19 protein-coding genes are annotated in these 19026 nt (G+C 64.6%); 11 read left to right on the top strand and 8 right to left on the bottom strand.

What is annotated here, in order from left to right; genetic code table 11:
- Position 1: 1 nt before the first annotated feature.
- The 4 genes from BMI90_RS03515 to BMI90_RS03500 form a co-directional block, all read right to left on the bottom strand.
- Complete coding sequence (locus tag BMI90_RS03515; protein WP_078526072.1) at positions 2–1327, bottom strand: TRAP transporter large permease subunit; 1326 nt, start codon at positions 1325–1327, stop codon at positions 2–4.
- 16 nt (positions 1328–1343) lie between these two features.
- Positions 1344–1874 carry a TRAP transporter small permease subunit gene (locus BMI90_RS03510; protein WP_078526069.1) on the bottom strand — a complete coding sequence of 177 codons (531 nt, stop codon included), beginning with the start codon at positions 1872–1874 and terminating at the stop codon, positions 1344–1346.
- Between the two features lie 4 nt (positions 1875–1878).
- The gene (gene dctP / locus BMI90_RS03505; protein ID WP_078526067.1) at positions 1879–2958 is read right to left on the bottom strand and encodes a TRAP transporter substrate-binding protein DctP; all 1080 of its coding nucleotides are present in this window, start codon (positions 2956–2958) and stop codon (positions 1879–1881) included.
- 652 nt (positions 2959–3610) lie between these two features.
- Positions 3611–4171 (bottom strand): cupin domain-containing protein, encoded by a 561-nt coding sequence (locus BMI90_RS03500; protein WP_210401911.1) that lies wholly within the window; start codon positions 4169–4171, stop codon positions 3611–3613.
- Between the two features lie 233 nt (positions 4172–4404).
- Here BMI90_RS03500 and BMI90_RS03495 point away from each other — a divergent pair, with 233 nt between their 5' ends.
- The 7 genes from BMI90_RS03495 to BMI90_RS03465 all read left to right on the top strand — a co-directional run bounded on the left by BMI90_RS03495 (position 4405) and on the right by BMI90_RS03465 (position 11649).
- A complete protein-coding gene (locus BMI90_RS03495) occupies positions 4405–5589 on the top strand; it encodes a branched-chain amino acid ABC transporter substrate-binding protein (protein ID WP_078526063.1) in 1185 nt (394 codons plus the stop codon).
- A gap of 73 nt (positions 5590–5662) precedes the next feature.
- Positions 5663–6583 carry a branched-chain amino acid ABC transporter permease gene (locus BMI90_RS03490; RefSeq protein ID WP_078526061.1) on the top strand — a complete coding sequence of 307 codons (921 nt, stop codon included), beginning with the start codon at positions 5663–5665 and terminating at the stop codon, positions 6581–6583.
- 5 nt (positions 6584–6588) lie between these two features.
- Positions 6589–7767: a branched-chain amino acid ABC transporter permease gene (locus BMI90_RS03485; RefSeq protein ID WP_078526059.1), complete on the top strand. Its 1179-nt coding sequence runs from the start codon at positions 6589–6591 to the stop codon at positions 7765–7767.
- The gene (locus BMI90_RS03480) at positions 7764–8540 is read left to right on the top strand and encodes an ABC transporter ATP-binding protein (protein WP_078526057.1); all 777 of its coding nucleotides are present in this window, start codon (positions 7764–7766) and stop codon (positions 8538–8540) included. Before BMI90_RS03485 ends, BMI90_RS03480 begins: the two co-directional genes overlap by 4 nt.
- Positions 8540–9247 carry an ABC transporter ATP-binding protein gene (locus tag BMI90_RS03475; RefSeq protein ID WP_078526055.1) on the top strand — a complete coding sequence of 236 codons (708 nt, stop codon included), beginning with the start codon at positions 8540–8542 and terminating at the stop codon, positions 9245–9247. Before BMI90_RS03480 ends, BMI90_RS03475 begins: the two co-directional genes overlap by 1 nt.
- Before the next feature lie 4 nt (positions 9248–9251).
- Positions 9252–10349: a M20 family metallopeptidase gene (locus BMI90_RS03470; protein ID WP_078526053.1), complete on the top strand. Its 1098-nt coding sequence runs from the start codon at positions 9252–9254 to the stop codon at positions 10347–10349.
- A 4-nt stretch (positions 10350–10353) separates the two neighbouring features.
- Positions 10354–11649 (top strand): amidase, encoded by a 1296-nt coding sequence (locus tag BMI90_RS03465; RefSeq protein WP_168172711.1) that lies wholly within the window; start codon positions 10354–10356, stop codon positions 11647–11649.
- 66 nt (positions 11650–11715) lie between these two features.
- Here BMI90_RS03465 and BMI90_RS03460 read toward each other — a convergent pair whose 3' ends face one another.
- The 3 genes from BMI90_RS03460 to BMI90_RS03450 all read right to left on the bottom strand — a co-directional run bounded on the left by BMI90_RS03460 (position 11716) and on the right by BMI90_RS03450 (position 13016).
- Positions 11716–12339 carry a DUF1523 family protein gene (locus tag BMI90_RS03460; RefSeq protein ID WP_078526049.1) on the bottom strand — a complete coding sequence of 208 codons (624 nt, stop codon included), beginning with the start codon at positions 12337–12339 and terminating at the stop codon, positions 11716–11718.
- A gap of 7 nt (positions 12340–12346) precedes the next feature.
- Positions 12347–12625 (bottom strand): hypothetical protein, encoded by a 279-nt coding sequence (locus BMI90_RS03455; protein WP_078526047.1) that lies wholly within the window; start codon positions 12623–12625, stop codon positions 12347–12349.
- An 82-nt stretch (positions 12626–12707) separates the two neighbouring features.
- Positions 12708–13016: a hypothetical protein gene (locus tag BMI90_RS03450; RefSeq protein ID WP_078526045.1), complete on the bottom strand. Its 309-nt coding sequence runs from the start codon at positions 13014–13016 to the stop codon at positions 12708–12710.
- A 116-nt stretch (positions 13017–13132) separates the two neighbouring features.
- On the opposite strand from BMI90_RS03450, the gene BMI90_RS03445 reads away from it, so the two are divergent.
- Complete coding sequence (locus BMI90_RS03445) at positions 13133–14413, top strand: acetylornithine deacetylase/succinyl-diaminopimelate desuccinylase family protein (protein WP_078526043.1); 1281 nt, start codon at positions 13133–13135, stop codon at positions 14411–14413.
- A 132-nt stretch (positions 14414–14545) separates the two neighbouring features.
- On the opposite strand, the gene BMI90_RS03440 is transcribed toward BMI90_RS03445, so the two are convergent.
- A complete protein-coding gene (locus BMI90_RS03440) occupies positions 14546–15991 on the bottom strand; it encodes an aldehyde dehydrogenase family protein (RefSeq protein WP_078526041.1) in 1446 nt (481 codons plus the stop codon).
- Positions 15992–16200: 209 nt separating this feature from the next.
- Between BMI90_RS03440 and BMI90_RS03435 the strand changes: the two genes are divergently transcribed.
- The 3 genes from BMI90_RS03435 (at position 16201) to panC (ending at position 18980) form a co-directional block, all read left to right on the top strand.
- Positions 16201–17136, top strand: a complete 936-nt coding sequence (locus BMI90_RS03435; protein ID WP_337957669.1) for a L,D-transpeptidase — start codon at positions 16201–16203, stop codon at positions 17134–17136.
- A gap of 183 nt (positions 17137–17319) precedes the next feature.
- On the top strand, positions 17320–18144 hold the full coding sequence (gene panB / locus BMI90_RS03430; RefSeq protein ID WP_078526037.1) for a 3-methyl-2-oxobutanoate hydroxymethyltransferase: 825 nt from the start codon (positions 17320–17322) through the stop codon (positions 18142–18144).
- Positions 18141–18980, top strand: coding sequence for a pantoate--beta-alanine ligase (gene panC / locus BMI90_RS03425; RefSeq protein WP_078526035.1), 840 nt, complete (start codon positions 18141–18143; stop codon positions 18978–18980). Before panB ends, panC begins: the two co-directional genes overlap by 4 nt.
- Positions 18981–19026: the final 46 nt, after the last annotated feature.

The raw sequence follows: 19026 nt of genomic DNA, 5'->3' as shown, positions 1-19026 counted from the left end.
CTTACCATCCGATCAGATTGGGCAGCCAGGTCGTGAGCTGCGGGAAGAGATAGACGAGCCACAGCCCGATGAGCTGCAAGCCGATGAAGGGGATGACGCCGCGATAGATGTCACTCGTCTTCACCGAAGGGGGCGCGACCCCCTTGAGGAAGAAGAGCGACCAGCCGAAGGGCGGCGTCAGGAAGGATGTTTGCAGGTTTACCGCGACGAGGATCGAAATCCACGCCATGTCGACGCCGGCCGCATGAAAGATCGGCAGGAAAAGCGGCAGGGCGATATAGGAGATCTCGATCCATTCGAGGAAAAAGCCCAGCACGAATAACAGCGCCATCAGGAAGAAGATCTGTCCGGTCAACCCGCCCGGAACCGCGCTGAAGGCGTCCTGCACGAGCCGTTCGCCGCCAAGGCCGCGGAAGGCGAGGCCGAAGGGCTGCGCGAAGATCAGGATCAGGAAGACCATCGCGCTCGTGACGAAGGCCGAGCGCACCGTCTCGCGCAGGATCGTGAAGTTCAGCCGTCCGGAGGCGGCAGCCAGCAGGATCGAGCCGAACGCGCCCATCGAGGCGGCCTCGGTCGGCGCCGCGACGCCGCCGATGATCGATCCTAGCACCGCGACGATCAGCAGGATCGGCGGCAGCACCACTTTGAGCAGCTTCATCCCGATGTCGCGTCTGGAATAGGTCGCGCGCTCCTCCGCCGGGATGGCCGGGACGCGATGGGGGCTCATGATGCCGAGGATCAGCACATAGGCGATGAAGAGCCCCGAGAGCAGCAGGCCCGGGATCAGCGCCGCGGCGAAAAGCGTGCCGACGGATTCGCCGGTGATATCGGCCAGCAAAATCAGCACGAGGCTCGGCGGGATGATCTGCCCGAGCGTGCCGGAGGCGCAGATCACGCCGCAGGCAACGCCCGCGTCGTACCCGCGCCGGATGATCGGGCCGAGTGCGATCAGGCCGACCGTGACGACCGTCGCGCCAACGACGCCCGACGCCGCGCCCATCAGCACGCCCACGAGGATGATCGCCAGCGCCATCCCCCCGCGCAGCCCGCCCATGGCGAGACCGATCACTTCTAACAGGTTCTCGGCGATCTTAGATCGCTCGAGCATGATCCCCATGAAGATGAACAGGGGCAGCGCGAGCAGGGTGTAGTTGGTGACCACGCCGAAGATCCGCGCGGGCAGGAGCGAGAACAGCATCGGGCCGAACCCGGCATAGCCGAAGATCAGGCCGGTTGCGCCAAGGCATACCGCCACCGGCAGGCCGCCAAGCAGGAGCACGAAGAAGGCTCCGATCATGCACAGGGCAAGGATTTCATTCACGGGCATCGGGAGAGGGTATCCATCAGGTCGAGCGCCCGTCGCGGGTGATATGGGGGATCAGCCGCGCGAGGCTTTCGGCCGTCATCGCGACGGCTTGAAGGGCGAGAAGGGCGAAGGCTGCGGGGATCGCCGCCTTGAGGATGTAGCGATAGGGCAGGCCGCCGGGATCGGGAGAGCCCTCACCGATCGCGTAGCTGCTCTGGACATAGGCGATCGAGAGCCAGCCGATGATCACCGCGATTGCGCCGAGCGTGATGTTCGACACCAGGTCGATCAGCGCCTGCATTCCGGGCGCCATCTTCGCGTAGAAGATATCGACACGCACCTCGCCGCCCTGATTGAGCCCGTAGGACATGCCGAAGAGCGCGCCCACCGCCATCAGGTGCCATTCGCCCTCCTGGAGGGCGACGGAGCCGAAGGAGAAGAAATAGCGAAACAGCACGTTGAGCGCGACGAGCAGAACGAGCGCGAGCCCGCTCCAGGCCGCGATCTGGCCAATGATACGGACGGTGCCTCCGGCACCGCCCGCGATCTTATGGAGAAGACCGGTCATCGTCTCATGCCGGCAGGTTGTGGTAGGGCTTCTCGGAGATCGCCGCCCATTCCCGGTGCTCGGCGCGGAACGCCATGAACGCATCATGCACCTTCTTGGTCGCGGGATCAGCCGCGGCGCCCTCTGCAAGAACTTCCTCGGTGACGGTACGCAGCTGGGCCACGACCTCATCGGGAAGGACATTCGCGATCACGCCCGAATTCTCGACGAGATCCTTCAGCGCCGCAGCGTTGTTCGCCTCGCACCAGGTGTGGCTCTCGAGGTTGCAGGCCATCGCGGCGGTCGAGACGATCGCCTGAAGATCGGCGGGCAGACTGTCCCAGGCGGCCTTGCCGATGAGCAGTTCGGTGACGTTCGAGGGCTCGTGCCAGCCGGTCGTGTAGTAGTATTTCGCAGCGTTCTGCAGGCCGAGGCGGCGATCCTGATAGGGGCCGACGAATTCCGCCGCGTCGATCACGCCACGCTCGAGCGCCGGGAAGATCTCGCCGCCGGGCAGGAGTTTCACGTCGACGCCGAGCTTGGCATAGACCTTGCCCGCCAGGCCCGGAATCCGCATCTTCAGATCCTGGAAATCTGCAACCGTTTCGATCGGCTTGCGGAACCAGCCGGTCATCTGCACGCCGGTATTGCCCATCGGCAGCGCCTTGAGCCCGAGCGGCGCGTAAAGCTCGTCCCAGAGTTCCATGCCGCCGCCGTGATAGAGCCAGGCATTCATGCCCTGGAAGTTCAGGCCGAAGGGAACGGTGGTGAAATACTGCGCCGCCGGAAGCTTGCCGGCCCAGAAATAGGCATTGGCCGCGTTCATCTCGACCGCGCCCGAACGCACCGCATCGAAGCCTTCGAGCGCCGGGATCAGCTCTCCGGCCGCGAAATGCTGGATCTTCAGGCGGCCGTCGGACATCGCCTCGACCTTCTTGCAGAAATCGGTCGGGCTGCCGGGGCCTTCGACATAGAAAGGCGAGCCGGGACCGTAAGCATTGGTCATCTTCCAGCTGAAGCTCGTCTGCGCGCGGGCGATCGAGGGGGTCGCGAGGGGAACGGCGGCGAGGGTCGCGCCTGCGGCGAGAAATTTACGTCTGTCCATTGGCTGTCCTTTCATCGGGGAGGTGAGACACAGCTCTTAGAGAAACGATCACGGCGCGATGCCAAAGAGTTGAACCTGCGAATACGTCCGCAAAGTCATTTTGTATACAAAAATAGTTAAAAATTGACGATGTGTGCACGAAAATTGCGCGCTTCACGTATGGATCCATCCGGGATTTTCCCCGAAATCGATGGTTTGGTGCGGAGCGTTCCGCGAAAAGTCTCGAATCTTGTGCGGCCTTGGGACGTCGGGTTTTCGGCCGATGACTGTGAGTGTTCGCCTAGTTTCGGAGCGTTCTTTAGCGAGATCGGGATTTGTCGGGGCGAGGGCAGGGGGCTCGCTGCGGCGCCACGCATCCGAGGTTGAAAGTGGCGTCGATGGAAACCCGCTTGCCTCAACCAAAGCCGAAGGGGCCATCTGTGCCGTGGGCAAAATACAATCCGGAAGAGAAATGCGTTCCACGGTGCGCTTCAGCAGCTCCCCCAGGCGCTCACAGTGGCGATATTCCCGCCAGCGGCCAAATGCCCGAAGAACGGTGGGACGGTGCAAAGGGGACAGGCGCTCTCGTCGGTCGTTCGCGCGATCCGGCCGGGGTGCATGCAATCCTGACCGGCTCGCCACAGCCCGTGTGTCTGGCTTGGCGCCTTGCGCCTCAGAAGGTTGCGGGCGTTGCCACCCACAGGATGCGCGAAGTGCCCGGATCGATGTTGCGATAGCGATGCGGGAGGTTCGACGCGAAGAAGAAGCTGTCGCCCGGGCCGAGGAAGTGGCTCTGCCCGTCCACGATCAGCTCCACCCGGCCTTCCAGGATATATCCGACTTCCTGGCCCGCGTGGTGGATGTCGCCGCCGCTTTCGGCACCGGGTTCGAGCGCGTGGATATTCGCGTCGAGCATCAGGTCGGGGAAGGTCGGCGTCAGGCGCTCGAGGAGGATCGCCCCGCTCGCGCCGCCGTGGCTGACCTTGACCGAGGGGCGCTCTTCGGCGCGCATCACGCTGATCTCGTCCTGCGAGCCTTCGCTGGCAAACAACGCCACGATGGAGGTGTCGAGCGCCGCGAGAATGCGATGCAAGGTGCGTAACGAGGGCGTCGCCTGATCGGTCTCGATCTTCGAGAGCATGGAGGGTGAGCAGCCGACCTCCTTTGCCAGCACCTGCAAGGTCTTGCCGCGTGCCTTGCGCGTCTCACGCAGCCGCGCCCCCAGATCCGACATGGTGCGCTGCGTCGACTCGGCCGTGCCTCTGTCGCCGTCTCGTCCCGTCCCGCGATCGTCATCGTGCCTAATTTTTACGCCCATCCCTCGAAACCTGGCTCATAGAAGCGTCGTGTTTGTAATGTATGTCAAAAATATCGAAAATATCGAGAAAAAGTTGAATCCTATTCAAAAACGCGACGCAAGCTTTCCTCACATCTCAATCTTCGTCAGGCAACCTTGAGGAAAGTGGAATGAAATTCAATACTGGAAACGGGCTTCGTCGGATCGTCTTCACGCTCGGCGCCACGGCAGGGCTGCTCGTCGCGACAGGTGCGCAGGCCAAGGATACGGTCGAGCTGGGCTTCATCGGACCGCTGACGGGCGGCGTCTCCTCGATGGGGCTGGGCGGGCGCAATTCGGCTGAACTTGCGGTGAAGCTGCGCAATGCCGACCCGGACTCGAAATATCATTATGAGCTCGTCGCGCTCGATGACGAATGCAAACCGAATGTCGGCGTGCAGGTCGCAACCAAGATGGCGACCGATCGCAAGGTCATCGGCACGATCGCGCATTACTGCTCGGCCGTGGCGATGGGCACGGTCGATGTCTATCACCGCTTCGGCCTGCCGATGACGGTCTGGGGCGCGGTGCTGCCCGATATCACCTATGGCAACGACTACCCCGAGATCACCCGCGTCAACGGCACGATGATCAACCAGAACGAAAAGGCCGCCCAGTTCATGACCGGGCTTGGCTACAAGACCTTCGCGATCATCCATGACACGACTGATTACGGCAAAGGTCACAACAAGTACCTGTCGCAGTTCCTCGCTCAGGACGGGGCCGAGGTGGTCGGCACCTTCGGCGTGACCTCCGACCAGCAGGACTTCACTGCCGAGCTGACCCAGGTGAAGGCACTCAACCCCGATGTCGTGGTCTATGCGGGCCTCACCCCGGGTGGTGTGCGCGTGCGTCAGCAGATGGAGAAGCTGGGCATCGAGGCCGTCTTCGAGGGTGTCTCGGGGATCAAGTCCGATGCCTTCTTCGAGGGTCTGGGCGGCGATCTCGCCGAAGGCACCGTGACCTTCCTCGAAGGCGCTCCGGCCGAGAAACTGCCGGGTGGCGCCTATTTCCTCAAGGAATACAACGCCGCCGGTTACGACAGCCCGCCCGAAGCCTACGGTCCCTTCGCCTTCGCCGCGATGGATCTGCTGATCGACGCGGTCGAGGCCTCGGGCCCGGATCGCAAGGCGGTCGTCGACTACATGTCGAAGGTCAAGGAGCACGACTCGATCACCGGCCCGATCACCTTCGACGATCACGGCCAGAACACTGTCGCGCTGATCACCGCCTATGTGGCGCAGGGCGGCAAGTGGGTCGTGTGGGAGGACAGCGATTACGCCAAGGGTACGCTGTCGCTCGTCGCGCCGAAATAAGGCGGAACATCTGAACACGGGCGGGCCGGTCGCGGCCCGCCTCTCCAATTTCTCGGGAAACGAAGAGGCACGAATGGATCTCGGTCTGATCGCTCAATACCTCGCCAACGGCATCCTGCTCGGAACAATGTATGCGCTCGTTGCGGTGGGGTTCACGCTGTTCTTCGGCGTGCTCGATGTCATCAAGTTCAGCCACGGCGATGTGCTCATGCTGGGCACCTTCATCGGCTTTACCGCCTGGCTCGGCCTGGAGGCGATCGGGATCGTCAATCCATGGATCCAGCTCGCGGGTGTGCTGTTGTGCAGCCTCGCAGGCACGGCCCTGATCGGGGCGGCGATCGCGAACTGGCTGATCCTCCCGCTCAAGAAGGCGCCGCAGCTCAATACGCTGCTGATCACGCTGATGCTGGGCACGGCGATCCGCGAGGCGGTGCGGCTGTTCTACCCGAACGGTTCGAACCCCAAGGCCTTTCCGGCGCTGCTGCCCGACGCCTCGGTCGAGATCGGCAGCTTTGCGCTGCGCGCCGACAGTGTGATCCTGGTGGTGTCTGGGCTGGGGCTGATCGGGCTTCTGAATCTCGTGATCAACCGCACGCGTCTGGGCCTCGCGATCCGCGCCGTGGCGCAGGACGAAGAGACGGCGCGCACGATGGGGATCAACTACACGCTCGTCGTGCTGGCGACCTTCGCGATCGGCTCGGGCGTGGCGGCCTTCGCGGGCATCATGAACGGGCTCTACTACAACGAGATCAATTTCGGCATGGGACTGATCCTCGGCCTGATCGGCTTCTCGGCGGCGATCATCGGGGGGCTGGGCAATCTCTATGGCGCGATCCTGGGCGGCTTCCTCTTCGCGGGGCTTCAGGTCATCGGCGCGGCCCTTCTGCCCTTCGCCTCGGCCTACAAGGACGTGTTCGCCTTCGCCGTGGTGATTGCCCTGATGGCATGGAAGCCGACCGGGCTGATCCCTGAACGTTCCAGCGACCGGGTGTAAGACAGATGACCGATATTTCCCTCCCGCAATCGCAGCTCTCGCGCCCCTGGATCTCCGCCGCTGCGGTGATCGTGGCCGCGGGGCTCTACTCCTGGGCACTGCTGATGGCCGAGGAAACCTGGCAGGTTCTCTCGCTGCTCGTGCTTGCAGTCGTGGCGACCGGCGTCGCGATCAAGACCGGCTTCGTGCGGCGCGTCGAGCGTGACTGGGCGGCCTCGGAGACGCGGCTCAACCGCCTCGCCTTTGCGGTGCTGATCGGGCTGATCCTGGTCCTGTCGGGCTCGCATTTCGCGCTGCTGATGATCTCGACGGTGTTGCTCTATTTCGTGGCGTCGCTGGGGCTGAACATCCAGTTCGGCTTCACCGGCCTCGTGAATTTCGCGGGCGCGGCTTTCTTCGGCGCAGGCGCTTATACGGCCGCGGTGCTGGGCAATGTGGCGGTGATCCCGCCGCTCTTGATCCTGCTTGCGGGCGGGATCGTCGCGATGGCGATCAGCCTGCCGCTGCTGATCCCGATCGTGCGCACGACGGGCCATTACGCCGCTGTCGTCACCATCGCCTTCGGCGTGCTGTTCCGCACCTTTCTCGAGGTCAACGAGATCCTCGGCGGCCCGCAGGGGCTGATGGTCAATTCGATGAAGCTCTTCGGGTGGGATTTCTACAACGCGCCGAGCCTCGGCAACCTCGAGATTTCCTTCTACGTCAACTACGCGCTGCTCGCGGCGGGGCTGGCGGCGCTGGTCTTCGTCCTGTTCCGACGCTTGGAGCGCAGCTGGATCGGGTTGCACATGGATGCAGTGCGACTGGATGAGACGGCCGCCGCGTGCTTCGGGATCTCGGTCAAGCGCACAAAGATCCTCGCCTTCCTGCTTGGCAACGTGATCCTCGGGGTGAGCGGGGCGCTTTACGGGATGATGATCTCCTTCATCGCGCCGGCCTCCTTCACCTTTTCCGACAGCCTGCTGCTGGTGTCGATCGTGCTCCTGGGCGGGCTTGGCAGCCCCTGGGGCGGCGCGATCGCAGCCGCGATCGTGGTGCTCTTGCCCGAAAAGCTGCAACTCCTTCAGGAATACCGGTTCCTGCTCTTCTCGATCCTCGTGATGCTGGTGCTGCTGTTCCGCCCCGAGGGCATCCTGCCGCGCCATCTTCGCAACTTCTTCCCAAACCGGAGGACCGACGCATGACCGGACCGTTGCTTGAATTCCGCAATGTCGTGAAGCGTTTCGGCGGGGTCACCGCACTGGACGATTTCTCGATGACGCTCGACCAGAGCGAGATCCTCGGCCTGATCGGCCCGAACGGTTCGGGCAAGACCACCAGTTTCAACGTGCTCACCGGCATCTACGGACCGACCGGGGGGCAGGTCTTCTTCGAGGGGCAGGAAATCACCGGTGCCGATCCGCGCGCGGTCTATGAGGCGGGGATCGTGCGGACCTTCCAGCGCTCGCGCCTGTGCCTGCCGCTCTCGATCTACGACAATATCATGATCGGCGACACCTCGCGGCTCGTGCGTGGGCTGTGGTCGAACCTGATTTCACGGCGCGGGCTGCAAGAGCAGCTCGACATGACCCGCCGCCAGGCGCGTGATCTCGTGGCGACCTTCTCGGGGCATCTGGCCGATCGGATGGATCAGCCCGTGGGCACCTTGCCGATGATCGAGCGCCGCCGGATCGAGATCTGCCGCGCGTTGATCTCGGGCCCGCGCCTTTTGCTGCTCGACGAGCCCTCGGCGGGGATGACCCATGACGAAACCCACCAGCTGATGGACGATATCCTCGACGTGCGCGCGCGCGGCGAAGGGCTCTCGATCATCATCGTCGAGCACGAGATGGGCGTGATCGAACGTATCACCGACCGCTGCATCGTGCTCAGCTATGGCCGCAAGATCGCCGAGGGCACCTATGCCGAGGTGGCCGCCGACAGCGAAGTGCAAAACGCCTATCTGGGAGCCGACTGATGGCAGGGATCGAAATCCGCAACCTCCGCGCGGCCTATGACAAGGCCGATGTTCTCCACGATGTCTCGCTTGACGTCGCGCCGGGCAAGATCACCTGCTTGCTGGGCTCGAACGGCGCGGGGAAATCGACCCTGATCCGTGCGATCCTCGGGCTGACGCCGCCCAATGCGGGCACGATCAAGCTCGAGGGCGAGGACATCACGGGTCTGCCGACCCACAAGGTGATCGCGCGCGGCATCGCCGCGATCCCCGAAGGCCGTCGCATGTTCCCCAAGATGAGCGTGACCGAAAACCTGCGCCTCGGCGCCTATCAGGTGCGCGAAGAGGCGCTGATCCGGCAGCGGCTCGACAAGGTCTTCACGCTGTTCCCGCGGCTTGCCGAGCGACGCGACCAGCTCGCGGGCACGATGTCGGGCGGTGAACAGGCGATGGTCTCGATCGGGCGCGGGCTGATGGGCGGGCCGAAGATCCTGCTGATCGACGAGCCCTCGCTCGGCCTCTCGCCGCTCTACGTAAAAGAGAACTTCCGCATCATCCAGGGCATCCGCGACGAGGGGATCACCGTGTTCCTCGTCGAACAGAACGTGCGCCAGACGCTCGCGATTTCCGATTACGGTTATGTGCTCTCGGGCGGCAAGCTGGTCGCGCAGGGGGCGGCCGCCGATCTCGCCTCTGATGAGGCCGTGCACGAAGCCTATTTCGGGTGACGGGATGGATGTCACTGACCTCACCCGCCGCCTGATCGGTTTCGACACCATCAATCCGCCCGGACAGGAGGTCGAGGTGATGGCCTTCTGCGCCGATCTGCTGCGCGGTGGCGGGTTCGATGTCGAGGTCATTGCGCAAGGCCCGGACCGCAGCAACCTGATCGCTACGAAGGGGACCGGTGCTGGTCAGGCGCTTGGCTTCACCGGGCATCTCGACACGGTGCCGCTGGGTGGTTCCGCGTGGCGCTACCCGCCGCATGACGGTCTGATCGAAGACGGCAAGCTCTACGGGCGGGGCAGCACCGACATGAAAGGCGGCGTCGCGGCCTTTCTCTGCGCTGCGCTCGATGCGCCGGTGCCGCCGGGTGGGATCGCGATCCTGCTCACTGCGGGCGAGGAAACCGGCAGTGACGGCGCCCGCGCGATGGTCGCGGCCGGCCCGCTGCCGCCGATCGGCGCGCTGATTGTGGCCGAACCCACCGCGAACCGTGCAGTGCCCGGGCATAAGGGCGCACTCTGGCTGCGGCTCGTTTTCCACGGGGTGACCGCGCATGGCTCGGCCCCCGAGGCGGGGGTGAACGCGATCGAACTCGCGATGGCCGCGCTTGCGCAGATCAAGATGCTCGATCTTGGCTCTGCGCATCCGGTGATGGGCGCGCCGAGCCTGAATATCGGCACGATCTCCGGCGGGCTGAACACCAATTCCGTTCCCGATCGCTGCGAGGTTACGCTCGATCTGCGCTCGGTGCCGGGCGTGGTGCATGACGAACTCGTGGCGAAAATAGAAGCGTGTCTGCCCGCCGGGGCAGAGCTGTCGCGGATAATCGACCTGCCCGCCGTCTGGACCGATCCGAACGTTCCGTGGTTGGCGGCGATCACCGCTCTCACCGCCCTTGAGGCGGGGCAGCCCTCCGATCCGATGGCGATGAGCTATTTCACCGACGCGTCGATCTTCACGCCCGCTCTGGATGGGGTGCCGACCGTCATTCTTGGTCCCGGAGAGCCGGGGCTTGCACATAAAACCGACGAATATGTCGCCCTGTCACGTCTCGAAGAAGCGGTTAGGATCTACCGCGCGGCGCTGGGCCAGTGGGAGGGATGAGCCAATGAAGGATCTGGCGGAGAATCTGCCCGGAGCGGTCGCGACGGTGCGCGCCATCTCGGAGGGGCGGCTGAGCGCGGAGCGCGCTCTGCGCGCACGGCTTGAACGGTGCGCCGCTGTGGAAGACGAGATCGGCGCGTGGGTGCATCTGGACAGCGAAGGCGCACTTGCCCGTGCTCGCGCGCTTGATGCGGGACCGATGCGCGGGCGGCTGCACGGGGTGACGTTCGGGATCAAGGATATCTTCGCGGTGCGCGATATGCCCTGGCGCTGCGGTTCGCCGATCTGGGCCGACCGGATCGCGCAATTCGACGCGGGGTCGGTGGCGCTTGCACGGGCGGCCGGGGCGGTAATCCTTGGCAAGACCGAGACGACGGAATTCGCGGGCTATCAGCCCTGCCGCACCCGCAACCCGGCGGTGCCGGGGGCGACGCCGGGCGGCTCTTCCTCGGGTTCGGCCGCTGCGGTCGCCGCCGGAATGGTGCCGCTTGCGCTGGGTACGCAGACCTCCGGCTCGATCATCCGTCCCGCTTCCTTCTGCGGGGTGGTCGGCTACAAGCCCTCTTTCGATCTGGTCGAGACCTGGGGCGTGGCCGTCTTCGCCCGCTCTTTCGACACGGTCGGAGCTTTCGCACGCTCGGTGCCCGATGCGGCGCTCGCGATCGAGGCGCTCTCGGGGCTCGCCCTGCAACCGGGGCAGACAGGGGGCACACCGCGCCTTGCAGTTTTCCGGGGGCCGACATGGGAGATGGGAACGCCCGACCTCCATGCCGCCTGGACGGATTTCGAGGCCAGCCTGCCCGCCGCCCAGAGCGCGCCATTCGGTGCCGCGCTGAGCGCTGCGATGCGCGATATTCCCGCGCTACATGCACGGATCATGGCCGTCGAAGCCTCCGAGGCGCTGGCGCATGAATATGAGATCGGCGCTGACCGTCTTTCCGAAAAACTGCGCGCGCAGATCGAGGAGGGCGCGGCGCAAACGTCCGAGCAGCGTCTGACCGACCGGGCCGCGATGCTGGCCTTCCGTCAGCGCATGATGGCAGAGACCTCTCCCGGAGACATCTGGCTGACCCCGGCCGCCGCCGGCGCAGCCCCGGCTTTCGAGAGCGGCACGGGCGATCCCGCCTTCAACCGGATCTGGTCGCTTCTGGGCTTTCCCGCCTGCACGGTCCCGGTGCTCGAAGACAGCGCGGGCCGCCCGATCGGGGTGCAGGTCGTGGGCCGACTGGGCGAGGATGCGCTGGTGCTCGAGGTGGCCGACCGTCTCATGCGCGAGCGGTTCGAGCGCGGCGAGGTCTGATCCTCGTCCATCCAGCTGCTTGCAATATACCGGGGTGGTACGCGCGCGGGGCCGTGCCCCTTGCGCTCATTTCCTTCCGAAGAGCCGGTCGAAGAACCCTTTCGCGCCCTCTTCGGCATCGTCCCAGGCCTCGCCCGCATCGTCGATCAGCGGGTCAATCGAACGCTCGCGGAATTGCCGCCACATGGCGCGGATCGTGAGCAAGATCAGAATGAGCAGGGTGAGGATGATGATATTCGCCCAAGGGATGATCCGCGTATCGGGGCTGGGCACGACTTTCAGCCCAACCGCGTTGGGGAAGATGCTCAGCCAGCGCGAGCGCCAGCCATAGCGCGTCACCGACACCCAGATCGGGTCCGCCTGGGTCGAGATCTGCGATTCGGCCTGGGCCTGAAGATCGGAGCTGTCGAGCTTGAAATAGGGCGGCCAGCCCCAGCCGGTATCCTCGTTGCGAAACACCAGCGTCTTGCCGTTCGGGCGTACCGTGTTGATGAAGCGCACGTCGCGGCTCGTGGCATTCGCGGTGCCCACATCCGGCGTGGCCCAGAAGATCGAGTTCTCGCCGAAATCGACGCGGCGCACCTCGGTGCCGACGATGCGCACGATGTCGTGGCGCGGCAGGTTGTAATGCAGGAACGTCGCCACGATGGCGAACAGCACCGCCCAGAAGCCCCATTTCACGTAACGCATCGCACCCTCACCTGTAATTCATGAAATAGACAATCACCGCGATCAGCCCGATCGGCAGCACATACACAAGCCAGATCAGCTTGCGCAGCAGACTCTTTTCGTAATCCCGCATGCCTTCTTCGACAAAAGCGTCGCGGGGCTGTGCCGTCTCACCATAGGCATGGGTGACGTCCCATTCCTTCTCGAGCGATTCTCGACGCAGCGAGCGGGCATAGATCCGCACCAGCCAGAACAGGATCGTCAGCGCGATCAGGCCGAAAATCGCCAGGCGGATAAGTGCCAGCATCCTGCGCTCCTTGCCAGAACGGGTGAAGCCTAAGCGTGCGCGGCGGCGAAGGCCAGCCTCTGCCCTCGCTCCGACCCCGGTCTCAGCCCTTGCGCGCGGCCATGGCCATGCGGATCAGCTTGATCGCGATGGCAGCGACGGCGACGGGGATCAGCGCCATCACATAGGTCGCGGCGAACATCTGGCGCGGGGCGTAGCCGTTCGTGCAGCTGCCAGCATCCGAGAAGAAATTGAACACGAAGCCCGCGCCGCAGGCGGTGCCGGTCATGTAGAAGGCCGGCAGCAGCATTCCGACCGGTACCAGCGCGAGCAGTTTCGCCCAGTCATATTTCGACAGCCAGCCGCCCACGGCGATGCAGATCACCAGCGCAAAGCCCAGAAACAGGTTCATCATCGTCCTCCTGCCCGACGCCCTCGCCGGGTTTGCCCTGCAATAGCGCGCCGGGTCGTTCTTGGCCATGCGTTTTCCGCTTGGAGCGCGGGCCGGGGCGGGTCTAGCGTGGCGGCATGGACCTTGCTGCGCGCCTCAAGCTCGAGATCTACAGCCGTCGCGACGATCTGGTCGCGCTGACCCAGGATCTCATCCGCATCCCGACGCTCAACCCGCCGGGGCGGCATTATCTCGAGATCTGCGAATATCTCGCGGACCGGCTCGGCGCGCGAGGCTTTGCGACGGAGCTGATCCGCGCGCAGGATGCGCCCGGCGACAGCGAACGGTATCCGCGCTGGAACCTCATCGCGCGGATCGAGGGAGCGCGCGTCGGTGAGTGCGTGCATTTCAACTCGCATCACGACGTGGTCGAGGTCGGCCACGGCTGGACCCGCGATCCGTTCGGCGCAGAGATCGAGGGTGATCGGATCTACGGGCGCGGGGCTTGCGACATGAAGGGCGGGCTTGCCGCCTCGGTGATCGCGGCGGAGGCGTTCCTGGCGGTGTGCCCGGATTTCGCGGGTACGATCGAGATCTCGGCCACGGCTGACGAGGAAACGGGAGGCTATGGAGGGGTGGCCTATCTCGCGACGCAAGGCCGGTTCGATCCCGCACGCGTTCAGCACGTCATCATCCCCGAGCCCCTCCACAAGGATCAGATCTGCCTCGGTCATCGCGGCGTCTGGTGGGCGGAAATCGAGACGATGGGTCGGATCGCGCATGGCTCGATGCCATTCCTCGGCGACAGCGCGATCCGCCATATGGGGGCGGTTCTGGCCGAGATGGAGGAGACGCTCTATCCGCTCCTGCTGGGCAAGCGCACCGAGATGCCGGTGATCCCCGAGGGCGCGCGGGCCTCGACGCTGAACATCAACTCGATCCATGGCGGCGAAGCCGAGCAGGAGGCGGACTATACCGGCCTGCCCGCGCCCTGCGTGGCCGATCGCTGCCGCATCGTGATCGACCGGCGCTTCCTCATCGAGGAGGATCTCGCCGAGGTGAAGGCAGAGATCACCGCGCTGATGGAGCGGGTAAAGGTGCGCCGGCCTACGTTTCGCTACGAGATCCGCGATCTCTTCGAGGTGCAGCCCTCGATGACGGAGCACGATGCGCCCGTGGTGCGCTCGACCGCCGCCGCGATCGAAGCGGTGCTGGGGCGCGAGGCGGCCTATGTCGTCAGTCCGGGCACTTATGACCAGAAACATATCGACCGGATCGGGCGGCTGAAGAACTGCATCGCCTATGGTCCGGGATTGCTGGAACTGGCCCATCAGCCCGACGAATGGGTGGGCATCACCGACATGGCCGACAGTGCCAAGGTGATGGCGCTGGTGCTGGCGGAGTTGCTGACACCCTGAGCGAGACCTTTACTTGCGAAGGGGGGCTCTGCCCCGTCGCTGGAGGGCGACAGATAATGGAAGAGAAGGGGGCTCTGCCCCCGTCCGCTGGCGCGGACTCCCCCGAGATATTTTCGTCAAGAAGAAGCGGGATCAGCCGTGCCAGGCAGCGACGGTCTTCAGGCTGGAAAAGCCGTGGAGCGCTTCGAACCCCTTCTCGCGGCCATGGCCGGATTTTCCGGTCCCGCCGAAGGGAAGTTCGACCCCGCCGCCTGCGCCGTAATTGTTGAGAAACACCTGTCCTGCGCGCAACCGTTTGGCGAGGCGCATCAGGCGGGGGCCGTTTTCGGACCAGACCGAAGCCACGAGCCCATAATCGGTCCCGTTGGCGATGGCGACGGCGTCTTCCTCATCCTCGAAGGGAATGACGATCTGCGCCGGGCCGAAGATCTCCTCTTGTGCAAGCCTGTGCCCACCATGGCCGCCACCAATCAGGGTGGGCGCGACGTAATGGCCGGTCGCGGGTGCGTCCCCGGCGATCGTGCCTTGCGCGGCGATGGTCAGATCCGAGGCGAGACTCAGATAGGCCTCGACGATGTGTTTCTGGTGGCGTGAGATCAGCGGGCCGAGATTGTGATCGGCAAGCGCCGGGCCCACGACCAGCTCGCGATAGCATGCAGCCATCTTCTCGAGCACTTCATCGTAGCGCGTGCGCTCGACCAGGATCCGCGAGGCCGCCGAGCAGGTCTGCCCCGCATTCTGGATGCCCGCATTGATCAGGAATGGCAGCGCGCGGTCGAGATCGGCATCGGCGAAGACGAGCTGGGGGGATTTGCCGCCCAGTTCGAGCGTGACGGGCACGACATTTGCCGCAGCGGCGGCCTGAATGAGCTGTCCCACCGCGACCGAGCCGGTGAAGGAGATGTGGTTGATGCCCGGATGCGAAGACAGCGCGGCCCCCGCTTCCTCGCCCAGCCCGGGGACGATGTTCAGCGCGCCTGCGGGCATTCCGGCCTCTTCGGCGATCCGGGCGAAGGCAAGGGCTGTCAGCGAGGCTTCCTCGGCCGGCTTGACGACAGCGGCATTGCCCATCGCGAGGGCTGCGCCGACGGACCGGCCGATGATTTGCATCGGGTAATTCCAGGGCACGATATGGGCCGTCACGCCATGGGGTTCGCGCAGGGTATAGGCGGTGTAACCGTTCAGATAGGGGATCGTCTCGCCCATCACCTTGTCGGCGGCGCCGCCGTAGAATTCCAGGTAGCGGGCGAGTGCGGTCACATCGGCGCGTGCCTGGCTCAGAGGTTTTCCGACATCCATTGCCTCGATCACCGCGAGATCGTCGATGCGCGAGAGCACGAGGGCCGACATCTTCATCAGGAGACGGCCACGCTCGACGGCGGTAAACCGGCCCCAGTCGCCATCGAGCGCGTCTTGCGCCGCGGCCACGGCCTCGTCGATGTCAAAGGGGGTTCCGCGTGCGACCCTCGCCATTTCCGATCCATCCGAGGGATTCTCGACGGCCAGGGTCTCGGAGCTGCGGCGCCAGCGGCCCCCGATCAGCATTTCTTCGGGGTCGAACCATAGCGGCAGGGTCATCCGGGGCGCCTCCTCTCGTCTCGCGAATGGTGTCAAGGTCCGTCGCGGATCGGGCGAGGTCAAGGGGGCGGCTTTCCGCCGACGGGGAGAGAAGGGGACTCGATCACATTCATGTTAGTGTGAGAGGAGGGAACTTTCACCTATCTAGCGGATTGGTGATCGGGAACCGGGCGCGGGCGCGCCCTCCGAAGAGAGACAGGGAATTGCAAGTGACCACGTGTTCGATGACGCTCAATCGTGTGACCCGACCTGCATTGCTGGTGGGTCTTCTCGGCATTCTGGCGGCCTGCGCGAGCGAGCCGCACCAATATGCCCAGCCGACCCAGTCGAGCAAAACGGTCCCCGCGGAGTATCAGGCCCGCAACGATGACGGGAAGGAAATCCCGGCGGTGAACCCAAAATATCTCGTCGAGCGCAACCGTCGCCAGATCGTGCCCTACCATGGCCCCGAGCCGGTCGGCACGATCGTCGTCGATCCCTATGCGCGCTTCCTCTATTACATCACCGCCCCCGGACAGGCCGAGCGTTACGGTGTAGCCGTGGGCCGTGATGGCAAGGGCTTCGCGGGCGATGCCACGATCCAGCGCAAGCAGGAATATCCCAGCTGGACGCCCACACAGAACATGATCAATGAAGATCCCGATCTTTACGGGCCGCTCAAAGATGGTCTGCCCGGTGGTCTCGACAACCCGCTCGGGGCTCGGGCGCTTTATCTCTACAAGGACGGCAAGGATACCTATTACCGCATCCACGGCACGATGGACCCCTCCTCGATCGGGCGGGCGACTTCGGCGGGCTGTATCCGTCTGTTCAACCAAGACATCATCGACCTCTTCAACAAGATTCCGAAAGGGACCGAGGTGAAGGTGCGCAATCGCGAGGAAAGCCTCGACATGGAAGGGCCGGTGGTCCAGCTCCATTCGGGCTATGTCGTCTCGGCCTATAACCAGGTCGCGATCGCGGAAGACCAGAAGGCCTGGGAGGCCGGGCTGATCGCCGATCAGAACAAGGTCGAGCAGGAGCAGCACGAAGCCTCGGTGGCGCTGGCAGAGCAGGTGGGCGCGTCGGGTGAAACCGCACAATCGGCCGATTGCGGTTATCCTGGCACCGCGCCTTGTCCCGTCGGGACACTGGCAAGCAACTGAGCCAAAATTCATGCACCACGAAAACGGCGCGGCGCCTGATGGGCCGCGCCTTTTTTCGTGTTTGAAAGAGGGGAAAAGCCCCTCCGATCTCCCCCGTGTTGCGGCGTTGCGGCATTCCTATCTTCCCTTGTGCGGCTTGGAACGTTAGGAGTCGCGACCAAGCAGATCAGGGAGGATTGCCCCATGAGCGCCACTGGAACCTCGCGTCAGAAGATGCCCGCCGACATTCTTGCCATGAAGGGCGGCGCGCCGATCGTGTGCCTCACCGCCTATACGACGCCGATCGCGAAGCTGGTCGATCCGCATTGCGATCTGGTGCTGGTGGGCGACTCTGTCGGCATGGTGTTGCACGGGCTGCCCTCGACCCTGGGCGTCACGATGGAGATGATGGTGATGCACGGTCAGGCCGTCGCGCGGGGGCTGTCGAACGCGCTGATGGTGATCGACATGCCCTTCGGCTCTTACGAGGAAAGCCCCGCGCAGGCGTTTCGCAACGCCGCCCGGCTGATGGCCGAGACCGGCGCGGGGGCGGTGAAGCTTGAAGGCGGGGTGCACATGGCCGAGACGATCGCGTTTCTCGTGGCGCGCGGCATCCCGGTGATGGCGCATATCGGGCTGACGCCGCAATCGGTGAACACGCTGGGCGGCTACAAGGTGCAGGGCCGTGGCGAGGGCCGTGCCCGGTTGATCGCGGATGCGAAGGCCGTCGCCGAAGCGGGGGCGTTCTCGGTCGTGCTCGAGAAAGTGCCGCAGGGGCTCGCCGATGAGATCACCGCCGAGGTCGCGATCCCGACCGTGGGGATCGGTGCCGGTGCGGGTTGCGACGGTCAGGTGCTCGTGGTCGACGACATGCTGGGTCTCTTCGCCGATTTCAAACCGAAATTCGTCAAGCGTTTCGGGCAGCTCGGGGTGGCGGCCGAGGCGGCCGTGGCCGATTACGCGGCGGAGGTGCGCGAGCGCTCCTTCCCGGCGGCCGAGCACAGCTTTGCCGATGAGGTCAAGAAATGACGCAAGTAATCCGTACCGCCGCCGAGCTGCGCGACAAGGTGGCCGCCTGGAAACGTTCGGGCATGCTGGTGGGCGTGGTGCCGACGATGGGGGCGCTGCATGATGGCCATCTGAGCCTCGCACGTGCAGCCCGCGAGCAGTCGGACCGGGTGATCGTGACAGTCTTCGTCAACCCGATGCAGTTCAACAATGCCTCTGACCTCGACAAATACCCGCGCGACGAGGCCCGCGATCTGGCGTTGCTTGAGGCCGAGGGCGTCGATGTGCTCTTCGCGCCCGGCGTGGACGAGGTCTATCCCGATGGCTTTGCCACGACCGTTTCGATCACGGGCATCACCGAGCCGCTCGAGGGCGCGTTCCGGCCCGGCCATTTCGACGGGGTTGCCACGGTCTGCTCGAAGCTCTTCGGGATGACGCAGGCGGGGCGCGCCTTTTTCGGTGAGAAGGACTGGCAGCAATTGCAGGTCGTCCAGCGCCTCGTGCGCGATCTCAACATTCCGACCCGCATCATCGGCTGCCCGACGATCCGCGAGGAAGACGGGCTCGCCATGTCCTCGCGCAACGTGCGTCTGACCGAGGCCGAGCGTGAGGTCGCCCCGCGTCTGCATGAGATCATGCAGCTTGCGGCCTCCGAGATCCGGGACGGCGCCTCGGCGGAGATCGCGCTGACCAATGCCGAAGCCGCGCTGCTAGAGGCTGGGTTCCGCGAGATCGAATATCTCGAACTTCGCACCGTCGACGGGCTGCGTCCTGCGGAAGATCTGGCGGAGCCGGTGCGGATGCTTGCCGCACTCTGGCTGGGCGACGTGCGTCTGATCGACAATATCGCCGTCTGAGCGGGGCGACCGAGCCCCTTGCGCGCGTCCTCCCTTCTGCCACAGT

The organism is Thioclava sp. L04-15, from assembly GCF_002020275.1.
Taxonomy (GTDB): Bacteria; Pseudomonadota; Alphaproteobacteria; order Rhodobacterales; family Rhodobacteraceae; genus Thioclava; species Thioclava marina.
This window is presented reverse-complemented; position numbering and strand designations above follow the sequence as displayed.